The sequence below is a fragment of the Klebsiella sp. KP20-425-1 genome (genome assembly GCF_025813515.1).
Classification (GTDB): Bacteria; Pseudomonadota; Gammaproteobacteria; order Enterobacterales; family Enterobacteriaceae; genus Klebsiella; species Klebsiella pneumoniae.
In genome coordinates this window covers 2477726-2489951 of the sequence record NZ_CP109614.1, presented here as the reverse complement: position 1 = coordinate 2489951, position 12226 = coordinate 2477726, and the positions used below count along the sequence as shown (strand labels likewise).

Annotated in this window: 12 protein-coding genes; 7 read left to right on the top strand and 5 right to left on the bottom strand. The window is 63.1% G+C overall.

Annotated elements, in window-relative coordinates; translation table 11 throughout:
• Window positions 1-57 precede the first annotated feature (57 nt).
• The 4 genes from OHJ17_RS12225 to OHJ17_RS12210 form a co-directional block, all read right to left on the bottom strand.
• The gene (locus OHJ17_RS12225; RefSeq protein WP_032433120.1) at window positions 58-1248 is read right to left on the bottom strand and encodes a cytochrome c biogenesis protein/redoxin; all 1191 of its coding nucleotides are present in this window, start codon (window positions 1246-1248) and stop codon (window positions 58-60) included.
• Window positions 1249-1350: 102 nt separating this feature from the next.
• Entirely contained in the window at window positions 1351-2694 is a 1344-nt protein-coding gene (locus OHJ17_RS12220; protein WP_020802158.1) for an ATP-binding protein, read from the bottom strand.
• Window positions 2691-3431, bottom strand: coding sequence for a response regulator (locus tag OHJ17_RS12215; protein ID WP_004176065.1), 741 nt, complete (start codon window positions 3429-3431; stop codon window positions 2691-2693). The genes OHJ17_RS12220 and OHJ17_RS12215 overlap by 4 nt, the downstream gene beginning before the upstream one ends.
• 86 nt (window positions 3432-3517) lie before the next feature.
• Window positions 3518-4510: an alpha/beta fold hydrolase gene (locus OHJ17_RS12210; RefSeq protein WP_004189934.1), complete on the bottom strand. Its 993-nt coding sequence runs from the start codon at window positions 4508-4510 to the stop codon at window positions 3518-3520.
• A gap of 243 nt (window positions 4511-4753) precedes the next feature.
• Here OHJ17_RS12210 and OHJ17_RS12205 point away from each other — a divergent pair, with 243 nt between their 5' ends.
• The 7 genes from OHJ17_RS12205 to pqqF all read left to right on the top strand — a co-directional run bounded on the left by OHJ17_RS12205 (window position 4754) and on the right by pqqF (window position 11406).
• A complete protein-coding gene (locus OHJ17_RS12205; RefSeq protein WP_023283754.1) occupies window positions 4754-5773 on the top strand; it encodes a dipeptidase in 1020 nt (339 codons plus the stop codon).
• Between the two features lie 136 nt (window positions 5774-5909).
• The gene (gene pqqA / locus OHJ17_RS12200) at window positions 5910-5981 is read left to right on the top strand and encodes a pyrroloquinoline quinone precursor peptide PqqA (protein ID WP_002905689.1); all 72 of its coding nucleotides are present in this window, start codon (window positions 5910-5912) and stop codon (window positions 5979-5981) included.
• Between the two features lie 54 nt (window positions 5982-6035).
• Window positions 6036-6962 (top strand): pyrroloquinoline quinone biosynthesis protein PqqB, encoded by a 927-nt coding sequence (gene pqqB, locus OHJ17_RS12195; protein WP_004148467.1) that lies wholly within the window; start codon window positions 6036-6038, stop codon window positions 6960-6962.
• The gene (gene pqqC / locus OHJ17_RS12190; protein ID WP_032433121.1) at window positions 6956-7711 is read left to right on the top strand and encodes a pyrroloquinoline-quinone synthase PqqC; all 756 of its coding nucleotides are present in this window, start codon (window positions 6956-6958) and stop codon (window positions 7709-7711) included. Before pqqB ends, pqqC begins: the two co-directional genes overlap by 7 nt.
• A gap of 2 nt (window positions 7712-7713) precedes the next feature.
• Complete coding sequence (pqqD, locus tag OHJ17_RS12185) at window positions 7714-7992, top strand: pyrroloquinoline quinone biosynthesis peptide chaperone PqqD (RefSeq protein WP_004143686.1); 279 nt, start codon at window positions 7714-7716, stop codon at window positions 7990-7992.
• On the top strand, window positions 7979-9121 hold the full coding sequence (gene pqqE, locus OHJ17_RS12180; RefSeq protein WP_004184158.1) for a pyrroloquinoline quinone biosynthesis protein PqqE: 1143 nt from the start codon (window positions 7979-7981) through the stop codon (window positions 9119-9121). The genes pqqD and pqqE overlap by 14 nt, the downstream gene beginning before the upstream one ends.
• Entirely contained in the window at window positions 9121-11406 is a 2286-nt protein-coding gene (gene pqqF, locus OHJ17_RS12175) for a pyrroloquinoline quinone biosynthesis protein PqqF (RefSeq protein ID WP_032424997.1), read from the top strand. Before pqqE ends, pqqF begins: the two co-directional genes overlap by 1 nt.
• Here pqqF and OHJ17_RS12170 read toward each other — a convergent pair.
• Window positions 11403-12140, bottom strand: a complete 738-nt coding sequence (locus OHJ17_RS12170; protein WP_032433122.1) for a glutamine amidotransferase — start codon at window positions 12138-12140, stop codon at window positions 11403-11405. The two genes, pqqF and OHJ17_RS12170, sit on opposite strands and share 4 nt — an antisense overlap.
• Between the last annotated feature and the right edge of the window lie 86 nt (window positions 12141-12226).

Here is a 12226-nt window from a genome sequence, read left to right as displayed (position 1 = left end):
CCCGGCATCAGGTATAAGGGCTGGAGGGTTCCGTCCGCCAGACGCCTGCGCCGCGGGTCAGGCTTTGCTCTCCTGCAGCAGCTGCTGGATCACCTGCTCCTGGCGGGAATAATCCCCTTCGCCGAATGCGGTATAACGCAGCTGTCCGCGAGCGTCGAAAATGTAATGCGCCGGCCAGTACTGATTGCCGAAGGCGTTCCAGATGGCGTACTCATTATCCGCCACCACCGGGTAGGTTATCCGCCAGTCCTTCACCGCCTGGCGCAGCAGGGGCAACGAACGCTCCCAGGGATATTCCGGGGTATGAACGCCAATCACCACCAGGCCCGCCGCGCGGTATTTGTTCGCCCAGTCGCGCACGTAAGGCAGGGTATGCTGACAGTTGATACACTCCCGGGTCCAGAAATCCACCAGCACCACTTTGCCCTTCAGACGCTCCGGAGTTAACGCCGGGCTGTTGATCCATGCGCTGCCCCCCGCCAGAGAGGGCATCGCGCTACTGGGCTGCGGCGCGGCGATCGGCTGGAGGCTGGTCTTTTGCTCCGGCTGCGGCAGACGGGCGGCCAGCCGCTGCTCCAGCGCCTGGCTCAGTCCACCAGCGCTTTGCAGATAGCGATCGCCGCCGCTGGCGATCAGCGCCACCGAGGCCAGCATTGCCCCCCCTGCCAACCGGCGCAGCCGTTCGCCGAACGCCTGTCCGCGACGCAATCTGGTGATCAACGCCGCCCCGCACCACCCCAGCAGGAATAACATCAGCGCCCCGCCGCTGCCGTAGGCCAGCAGCAAGCCGCCGGTAGTCGCCTGCCCCGGATGCACAAAGCCCAGGCTAAGTATCGCCCCCAATACCGGCCCGGCGCACGGCGCCCACAGCAGGCCCACCGCCAGCCCGGCCAGCAGAGATCCGATCCAGCCGCGCTGGCGTGAACTGGCATCGTTAAGCTGATTCCCCAACGCTACCAGGGGTGAGGTCAGCCGTTGCGCGACGCGTTGTGAAAGCAGACTCAGCCCGACCAGGGCGAAGAACGCCAGCGCCAGACCGCGGCCTGCGAGGGTCAGATTCACCACCCAGCCGCTGGCGACCGTCACCAGCCAGGAGACAGCGCCGAACATCAGCGCCATTCCTGCCAGCATGATCGCCAGCTGCCCCCGGCGGCCCCGGACGCTGGCGAACAGCAGCGGGATCACCGGCAGCGTACAGGGGCTCAGCAGGGTTAACATTCCGCCCAAAAATGCAATTAATATCGACATCGCCTTCTCCTCATTATGCCGTCGCTGCCGAGAGTGGCAGCCACGACATTACAGCAAGGCCATGTAAGGCGAATGTGTCGGGAAAGGGGGAGAATTGTCGGCTTAGTTATCCGTCTTTCCCGGAGATACAGCAGGATACAATCCCGCCGCGGCAAGGCGAACGCTGGCGTCCAGGCCGCCCTGCGGGCGGTTGGCCAGGCGCAGCGCGCCGTCCATCTGGCTGACCAGCTGCGCGGCGATCGCCAGCCCCAGGCCGGTGCCGCCGGTATCGCGATTGCGCGAGTCCTCCAGGCGATAAAACGGCTGCAGCACCGCCTGCAGCGAGGCCTCCGGGATCCCCGGCCCCTCATCCAGCACATGAAGGGTGATATCTCCCACGGCGTCACGGGTCAGGGTTACCGTGGCCGTCGTACCGAATTTCAAGGCGTTATCGATAAGATTGGTCATCACCCGGCGCAGAGCCTGCGGCGGGATCCACACCACCCCGGCGGTCTCTTCGGGACAAAACTGGACCGGCCGGCCGACATCGGCATAATCGCAGACGATGGTGTCGAGAAACGCATCGAGATTCAGCCGCTGTCGCGCCTCCTCCAGCGGCTGCGAGGTGCGGGCGAAGGCGATGCCCTCCCGCACCAGACGGGTCATATTGTCGAGATCCTGCAGTAGCTTATCGCGCAGTTCCGGCTGGTCGGCCATCTCCACCCGCAGCTTCATTCGGGTTATCGGGGTTTGCAGATCGTGGGAGATGGCGGCAAGGATCCGCGCTCGCTCCTGCAGATGATCGTGGATGCGCGCCTGCATCGCGTTAAACGCGCGGGCGGCGCGACGCACCTCCTCCGGCCCCTGCTCGGCCATAGTTCCCGCCGTGTCGCTGGCCGGCTCCAGGGCATTTACCGCGTGGGTAAAGCGGGAGATGGGCAGCAATACCTGGCGAACCGCGTACCAGGCGCAGGCCAGCAGGAGGACAAACTGAGCGATCAGCACCACCGGCAGCCAGCGGGCGATGGCCGGTAGTTTCGGCCACAGGTCGAGGGTCAACGGCGCGCCGTCGTGAAGGGTAATATGGGCCTGAATATGCTGCCGCGGGCCGGGGATCGCCACAATACTTACCGGATACTGCGCGCTCAGCGCCTCCTGCAGGGAGCGCGCTGCGTCCCGGGCGCGCCAGCTGTCCGGGTAATCGCCGCGCTCCCCGGCGTCCAGCAGATAGCGATAATTGCCGCGCGCCAGCTTCGGCAGCCATTGTGGCCGCTCAGCGGCCGGCAGGCGGTCAAGGATCGCCACGCTGGTGGCGACATCGGAAGCCAGATTGCCCAGCATCACGCTGCGAGCGCTGCTCATACGCTCATAAAACAGCAGCGACAGGGTTAAGGTATTCGCCAGCAGCAGCGCCAGAAACAGCAGCGCCATCAGCCTCGACTGCAGCGAGGCGGGCCAGAACCTCATTCATGCCTCTCGCGAATGGAGACCGGTACCGACAGCACATAGCCTTCGCTGCGCACCGTTTTAATGTAGGCCGGCTCGCGAGCATCCTCCCGCAGCCGCTGGCGCAGTCGGCTCACCAGCAGGTCAATTGACCGCTCAAACAGTTCCGCGTCGCGTCCCTGGGTCAGATTGAGCAGCTGATCGCGGTTCAGCACCCGCTGGGGATGGTCGAGAAACACCCGCAGCAGCCGATACTCCGCCCCGCTGAGGGCGACGATGGCGCCGCTGTCGTCCAGCAGATGACGGGCGGCGGTATCGAGCAGCCAGTCGCCAAAGACGATCAGCCTGCCCGCCTCGGTGATCTGCAGGTTGGGCGGCAGCGCCCGGGTGCGGCGTAAAATGGCTTTGATGCGCGCCAGCAGTTCGCGGGCCACAAAGGGCTTAATCAGATAATCGTCAGCCCCCATTTCCAGGCCGAGGATCCGGTCGCTGTCATCGGTGCGGGCGGTGAGCATCAGCACCGGGATATCCTGCTGCGGGTTGGCGCGCAGCTGGCGACAGAGCGTTAAGCCATCCTCGCCCGGCATCATAATATCCAGCACAATCAGGTCAATTTGATGGTTTTTGAGTACCGACCACATGGCTTTTCCGTTCGCCGCGCCGCTGGCGCGATATCCCGATTTTTCCAGATAGTCGACAATCAGTTCCCGGATGTCGCGGTCGTCGTCGACGACCAGGATGTGGTCAATACGCTCCAAAGGCTGCTCCTGCGGCAAAATAAACTCTTCACAAGCATAAGCCGTGTTGCCGGAAGCGCAACGTCGCGCCGCCGGCAAGGCGCGGGTTACAAACGATCGGCGTCCACCACCGCCTGCACAAACGCCGTCGGATCCTCCTGCGGCGGGTTATGGCCCACCGCTCCCGGCAGATCCCGGTGCTCATATTTACCGGTAAATTTGGCACGGTAGCTGGCGGGAGCCGGATGCGGCGCGCCGTTATTCGCCCCTTCCAGGGTGATGGTGGGCACGGTTATCGGCGGTAGCGCCGCCAGCCGTTGTTCATAGCCGGCATACTTCGCTTCCCCTTTCTCCAGCCCCAGGCGCCAGCGGTAGTTGCTGATGGTGATCGCCACATGGTCCGGGTTATCCAGCGCCCGGGCGGTTTTGGCAAAGGTCGCGTCGCTGAATTGCCACTGCGGCGACGCCTGATGCCAGATAAATTTCGCAAAGTCGTGGGTGTTTTGCCGGTAACCGGCCTCCCCACGCGGGGTGGCAAAATAGAATTGATACCACCACGACAGCTCAGCCTGCGGCGGCAGCGGTTTTTCGCCAATCTGCTGACTGCTGATCAGATACCCGCTCACCGAGACCAGGGATTTCACCCGCTGCGGCCACAGCGCGGCGACGATATCCGCCGTGCGCGCGCCCCAGTCAAAACCGGCCAGATCCGCCTGCCTGATGTTAAGGGCGTCCATCAGATGGACAATATCGGCCGCCATCGCCGACGGCTGACCGTTACGCGGCGTGCTGGCGGAGAGGAAACGGGTCGTGCCGTAGCCACGCAGATACGGCACGATCACCCGGTAACCCTTCTGCGCTAGAGCCGGCGCCACCTGGGCATAGCTCTGAATGTCGTAGGGCCAGCCGTGCAGCAGGATCACCGGCTGGCCGTCGCGTGGGCCGATATCCACGTAGCCAATATTCAGGTCGCCGGCGCGGATCTGCTGGATCTTGTCGAACGCCCCCGCGTCTTCAGCGGCGCAAACGGCGGCGGACCACAGGGTGGATAACCCCAGCGCCACGGCGCTGGTATAGCGGACAAGGGATAATCTGTTCATCGTTTTCTCACCTTTTATCGTCATCAAGAGAGTACGTGACCAGTAAAGCGGAAATTTGTATCCGCCATGTGCCCGACCGGGGCCATTTTTATCTCTTAATGTCAGCGCTGCGCCGCGAGATACAGTGTGATACAAAGTCGAGGTTGGCAATTGTTGCGGGCATGTGAATTTATGCTTGCCCCGGGAGATAAATCCGTTACCGTGGCAGGCATTTTTCACCACTTAAGAACGCAGGAACCCGCTATGGCGATTTTTGATGGTCACAATGACCTGCTGCTGAATCTCTGGCTTCACCATCGCGAGGATCCGGTGAGCGCCTTCTTTGCCGGGATTGAGAACGGCCATCTCGACTATCCGCGCATGCTGCAAGGCGGATTTGCCGGCGGGCTATTCGCGCTATTCGTGCCACCGCAGGAATATATTGCCCGTATGACGCCGCAATACGCCAGCCAACGATGGGATCCGATCGATATCCTCTGGCAGCAACTGGCCATCCTGAAGCAACTTATCGCGCACTCCGCTGGACGCTTGAGATTGTGTCTGAGCGCGGCGGATATCGAGCGCTGCCGCGAGGATAAGGTACTGGCGATGGTGGCGCATATTGAGGGTGCCGGAGGTTTTGATGGCGAGGGCCGCGACCTGCAGGCCTTTTATGCCGCCGGGGTCCGCAGCATTGGTCCGTTCTGGAATATTGCGAACCGCTTCGGCAGCGGCGTTAACGGTTCGTTTCCCGGTAGCCCGGACACTGGGCCTGGACTGACAGCGGCAGGTATCGATCTGATTAAGCAGGTCAATGCCTTGAAGATGCAGATGGACGTGTCTCATATGAATGAAAAAGCGTTCTGGGATACCGCCCATCACTCAACGTCACCGCTGGTGGCCACCCACTCCAATGCCCACGCCCTGTGCCCGCAGCCGCGCAATCTGACCGACCAGCAACTGCGGGCGATCCGCGACAGCGGCGGCGTGGTGGGCGTCAATTTCGGCAATGCTTTCCTGCGCGCCGACGGCCGGCGCGATAGCGACACGCCCTTAACCACCATTGTCCGGCATATCGACTATCTTATTAACATAATGGGTGAGGATCATGTGGCCCTTGGCTCGGATTTCGACGGCATCACCCTGCCGGACGAGCTGGGCGATGTGGCCGGCTTACCGCGGCTTATCAATACGTTGCGCGCTAGCGGCTATGATCAATTGGTGCTGGATAAGCTGCTGTGGCGTAACTGGCTACGGGTATTAAAAAATGTTTGGCAACAATAGGTTATATTGTAAACATAAAGTTAATTCCTTACAGATTCCGGGTTGATCTCTCTCCCGGTGAAGCGCAATATGCGGCAGCCGTCACAGATCCACCATTATCCGTGAGGCCTGTAGTCATTTTTAAGAGGAACAAAACATGTGGAAGAAACCTGCTTTTATCGATTTACGTCTCGGTCTGGAAGTGACGCTGTACATTTCTAACCGTTAATCGCCCCGCCCGCCGTTCGCGCGGGCACCTTCATTCATTACCCGGTCCGTCTTCATGTTCATTAAAGTCCTCGGTTCCGCCGCCGGCGGCGGTTTCCCGCAATGGAACTGCAACTGCGCCAACTGTCAGGGTCTGCGCGATGGCACCATTCAGGCTGCCCCCCGCACCCAGTCGTCAATTATCGTCAGCGACAACGGTAAAGAGTGGGTGCTGTGCAACGCCTCGCCGGATATCAGCCAGCAGATTGCCCATACCCCCGAGTTAAATAAAGCCGGCGTACTGCGCGGAACACATATCGGCGGCATTATTCTCACCGACAGTCAGATCGACCACACCACCGGGTTGCTGAGCCTGCGGGAAGGCTGCCCACATCAGGTCTGGTGCACCCCGGAGGTTCATGAGGATCTCTCCACCGGCTTCCCGGTGTTTACCATGCTGCGGCACTGGAACGGCGGCCTGGTGCATCATCCCATCGCTCCGCAGCAGCCTTTTACCGTTGACGCCTGTCCTGATTTGCAGTTTACCGCGGTGCCTATCGCCAGCAACGCGCCGCCCTATTCGCCGTATCGCGACCGGCCGCTGCCGGGTCATAACGTGGCGCTGTTTATCGAAAACCGCCGCAACGGGCAGACGCTGTTCTATGCCCCGGGGCTGGGTGAGCCGGATGAAACCCTTCTGCCGTGGCTGCAAAAAGCGGACTGTCTGCTGATCGATGGCACCGTCTGGCAGGATGACGAGCTGCAGGCCGCCGGCGTCGGGCGCAATACCGGGCGCGATATGGGCCACCTGGCGCTCGGCGACGAGCACGGGATGATGGCCCTGCTGGCCTCCCTGCCGGCAAAACGCAAAATTCTCATTCATATTAATAACACCAACCCGATCCTTAACGAGCAGTCTCCCCAGCGCCAGGCGCTAACGCAACAGGGGATCGAAGTGAGCTGGGACGGGATGGCAATCACCCTTCAGGATACCGCATGCTGATCACTGACACGCTGTCGCCGCAGGCCTTTGAAGAGGCTCTGCGGGCTAAAGGCGCCTTCTACCATATTCACCACCCTTACCACATCGCCATGCATAACGGCGACGCGACCCGCGAGCAAATTCAGGGTTGGGTGGCGAACCGGTATTATTACCAGACCACTATTCCGCTGAAAGACGCGGCGATTATGGCCAACTGCCCGGATGCGCAAACCCGGCGCAAATGGGTGCAGCGGATCCTCGACCACGACGGCAGCCACGGCGAGGACGGCGGGATTGAAGCCTGGCTGCGGCTGGGGGAAGCGGTCGGTTTGAGCCGCGACGATCTGCTCAGCGAGCGTCACGTGCTGCCCGGCGTGCGCTTCGCAGTGGATGCCTATCTCAATTTCGCTCGTCGCGCCTGCTGGCAGGAGGCGGCCTGCAGCTCCCTGACCGAGCTGTTCGCCCCGCAGATCCATCAGTCGCGCCTCGACAGCTGGCCGCAGCACTATCCATGGATCAAAGAGGAAGGCTACTTTTACTTCCGCAGTCGTCTGAGCCAGGCCAATCGCGACGTTGAGCATGGCCTGGCGCTGGCGAAGGCCTACTGCGACAGCGCTGAAAAACAGAACCGGATGCTGGAGATCCTGCAGTTTAAGCTCGACATTCTGTGGTCGATGCTCGATGCCATGACCATGGCCTATGCCCTGCAGCGCCCGCCCTATCACACGGTCACCGACAAGGCGGCCTGGCACACGACCCGACTGGTGTAATTATGCAGAAAACGTCCATCGTTGCCTTTCGTCGCGGCTACCGACTGCAGTGGGAAGCCGCCCAGGAGAGCCATGTGATCCTCTATCCGGAGGGTATGGCCAAACTCAATGAGACCGCCGCGGCGATCCTCGAGCTGGTCGATGGCCGGCGCGACGTCGCGGCGATTATCGCCATGCTTAATGAACGTTTCCCGGAAGCCGGCGGCGTCGATGACGACGTCATCGAGTTCCTGCAGATCGCCTGTCAACAGAAGTGGATCACCTGCCGTGAGCCAGAGTAAACCCACCGTCAATCCGCCACTGTGGCTGCTGGCGGAGCTGACCTACCGCTGCCCGCTGCAGTGTCCCTACTGTTCCAATCCGCTGGACTTCGCCCGGCAGGATAAGGAGCTGACCACCGAACAATGGATCGAGGTCTTTCGCCAGGCGCGGGCGATGGGCAGCGTTCAGCTGGGCTTTTCCGGCGGCGAGCCGCTGACCCGTAAAGATCTGCCGGAGCTGATCCGCGCCGCGCGCGACCTCGGGTTCTATACCAACCTGATCACCTCCGGGATAGGGCTGACGGAGAGCAAACTGGACGCCTTCAGCGAGGCCGGGCTGGACCATATCCAGATTAGCTTCCAGGCCAGCGATGAAGTGCTCAACGCCGCGCTGGCCGGCAACAAAAAAGCCTTCCAGCAGAAGCTGGCCATGGCCAAAGCCGTGAAAGCGCGCGACTACCCGATGGTGCTCAACTTCGTTCTCCACCGGCACAACATCGACCAGCTCGATAAAATTATCGAGCTGTGCATTGAGCTGGAAGCCGATGACGTTGAGCTGGCCACCTGCCAGTTCTACGGGTGGGCGTTTCTTAATCGCGAAGGGCTGCTGCCGACCCGGGAACAGATCGCCCGCGCCGAGCAGGTGGTCGCTGACTACCGGCAGAAAATGGCCGCCAGCGGCAACCTCACCAACCTGCTGTTCGTCACCCCGGACTATTACGAAGAGCGGCCGAAAGGCTGCATGGGCGGCTGGGGATCGATTTTCCTCAGCGTCACCCCGGAAGGCACCGCCCTGCCTTGCCACAGCGCGCGCCAGCTGCCGGTGGCGTTTCCGTCGGTGCTGGAGCAGAGTCTGGAATCGATCTGGTATGACTCATTCGGCTTCAATCGCTACCGCGGGTATGACTGGATGCCGGAGCCGTGCCGCTCCTGTGATGAAAAAGAGAAGGACTTCGGCGGCTGCCGCTGCCAGGCCTTTATGCTGACCGGCAGCGCCGATAACGCCGACCCGGTGTGCAGCAAATCCCCGCATCATCACAAAATCCTCGAGGCCCGGCGCGAAGCGGCCTGCAGCGACATAAAAGTCAGCCAGCTGCAGTTCCGCAACCGTACCCGCTCGCAGCTGATCTACCAAACCCGGGACCTGTAATGACGCTAGCGACCCGCACCGTCACTTTGCCGGGCGGCCTGCAGGCCACCCTGGTCCATCAGCCGCAGGCGGATCGCGCGGCTGCCCTGGCGCGGGTCGCCGCCGGCAGCCACCACGAACCGTCGCGCTTCCCTGGGCTGGCGCACCTGCTGGAACACCTGCTGTTTTACGGCGGAGAGCGCTACCAGGATGATGACCGACTGATGGGCTGGGTGCAGCGCCAGGGCGGAAGCGTGAATGCCACCACCCTGGCTCGCCATAGCGCGTTCTTTTTCGAGGTTGCCGCCGATGCTCTGGCTGATGGTGTCGCGCGTCTACAGGAGATGCTGCAGGCCCCGCTGCTGCTCAGGGAAGATATTCAGCGCGAAGTGGCGGTGATTGACGCCGAGTACCGCCTGATCCAGCAGCATGAGCCATCGCGCCGGGAAGCCGCGGTGCGCCACGCCGCCAGCGCGCCCCCGGCGTTTCGCCGCTTTCAGGTAGGCAGCGCCGACGCGCTGGCGGGCGATCTCGCTGCGCTGCAGGCCGCCTTAGGCGATTTTCACCGCACCCATTACGTCGCCCGGCGAATGCAGCTCTGGCTGCAGGGGCCGCAGTCGCTGGAGGCGCTCGGCGAGCTGGCGGCCCGTTTCGCCGCCGGGCTTGCCGCAGGCGAGGCTCCGCCGCCGGCGCCGCCGCTGCGCCTGGGCGAGTTCACTGCACTGCAGCTGGCGGTCTCCAGCCAGCCCGCGCTGTGGCGCTGCCCGCTGATCGCTTTAAGTGACAACGTCACGTTACTGCGCGAGTTTTTGCTGGATGAAGCCCCCGGCAGCCTGATGGCCAGCCTGCGCCAGCGCCGGCTGGCCGGGGATGTGGCGCTGAACTGGCTGTATCAGGATCGGCACCTCGGCTGGCTGGCGCTGGTCTTCGCCAGCGACCGGCCGGAAGAGGTCGACCGGCAGATAACCCACTGGCTGCAGGCGCTACAGCAAACGACGCCTGAGCAGCAGCAACACTACTATCAGCTATCCCGCCGCCGCTTTCAGGCGCTGTCGCCTCTCGATCAGCTGCGCCAGCGGGCATTCGGCTTTGCCCCCGGCGCGCCGCCCGCCGGGTTCGCCGATTTTTGCTCCGCCCTGCAGGCCGCCCCGTCGGTCAGCCTGGCCTGTCAGACCGTTTCCCCAGGGGAGCCTGTTGCCACCCAGGGCTTTAGCCTGCCGCTTAGCCGCTGGCGCCGCCGCCCTGAGTCTGACCCGGCGCTGGCGTTCGCTTTTTATCCGCAGGCCGCTGGCGATCTCGTTGCCAAATGCCCGGAGAAAGCCGCGCCGCTGCTCCACCTCCCGTCACCGGGAGAGCCGCCGAGGCTCCTGCTGCGACCGCCCTTCTACTGCTCGCCCGATCAGGCCGAAGGACTGGCGCGTGGGGAACAGCTGCGCCCACAGCTTGCCGCCCTGCGCCATGCCGGGGGACACGGCGAGTGGCATCTGTTCGACGGCAGCTGGCAGTTGACCCTCCAGCTGCCGGAGCCAGGCCGACGGCCGGAGGCGATCCTGCAGGCCATCCTGCGGCAGCTCGCGCTCCCGGTCGCCTCGCTGACCCCACCGCCGGAAAGTATCGCTATCCGTTATCTCATGGCTCAACTCCCCGAACGGCTGGGTACATCCGGGCATCAGAAAGGTTGGCTGGCGGCCCTGGCCGGCGGCAGCGCAGAAGATGCGCAGTGGATAGCGCGTCAGCTGAGCCTGATTACCGCCCCGGTTAATCCGCCGATGCCCGCTCCGGCGCCCTGCCGCCGCGGCGTCGAACGTCTGGTTTATCCGGGAGGCGATACGGCGCTGCTGGTCTTTATTCCGCTGCCGGATGGCGCCTCGCTGGCGGCCCTGCGGCTGCTGGCGCAGCATTGTGAGCCGCTATTTTTCCAGCGCCTGCGGGTGGAGCAGCAGATTGGCTATGTGGTGAGCTGCCGCTATCAGCGGGTCGCCGATCGCGACGGGCTGCTGATGGCGCTCCAGTCCCCGGATCGCCGCGCCGGGGAATTGCTGCGCTGTGGTAAAGACTTTCTGCGCCAGCTGGCCCCCATGGATGAGGCGACCTTCAGACCGCTACAGCAGCGCCTGGCCGCTCAGATCCGCGCCAGCAGGCCGCCAGAGGCGCGGGCGCTGTCCGCCCTGCGTCAGGAGTATGGTTTACCAGAGCTAACGCCGCAGGCGGTCGACGCGCTGCGCGTTGCAGAGGTGGCCGATCTGGCACGCGAAATGACCCGCCGGCGTCGCCGCTGGCAGGTGCTGTTCACGACAGGGGATTAATGGCCGGGGGCATCCGGGGTCAGAAAGGCGCTGACGAAGCGCGTAAGGATCGCCGCGCCCTGCGGGCTCTCCTGCACCTCGTCGTGTAACCGCTGCGCGTCAATACCTTCCGCCTGCAGCACCGCCTCCCGGTAGCGGATCAGCGAACGGGCTATCGGCGCGGTAAATTCCGGGTGAAATTGCGTAGAGACCGCGTGCAGCCCATAGCGCACAATCTGGTGGGGATCGTGGGCGGACGCGGCCAGCACCGTGGCCCCTTCCGGCAGACGAGTCACGGTTTGCAAATGGCTCAGATGCGCAGGAAATGTAGCCGGCAGGCCGCTCAGCAGCGGATCATCGACACCCCATGGCGACAGCGTAATGGTTTGGCTGCCGCTTTCCCGCCCGCCAGGATGATACGCCACCTCGCCCCCCAGGGCATGGGCCATCAGCTGATGACCATAACAAACGCCGAACAGCGGCATGTCGATAGCCACCGCCTGCCGGAGCCAGTCGGCGGTCCGTTCGCTCCACGCCAGACGATCGGTTACCATCGCCCACGAGCCGGTTAGCACCGCTATGGTCTGGTTATCCGGCGTCGGCAGCGGTTCATCTTCAAACACCCGCACCGTGGTGAGCTGCGTCTGCCACGGCGCCAGCAGCGTGCGAAACCAGCGCGGCAGATCGCCATGCGCCTGGCGAATGGCCGTCGGCGGCGTGCCGGTCTGGACCAGCAGTAATCGGTTACGTGTCACCTTTCCTCCTCGCTCCGGGTCATGTTCCCGTAAAACACTATGCCGCCGGGAAGACGATGGGACAAATAACCAATTACTATGGACGA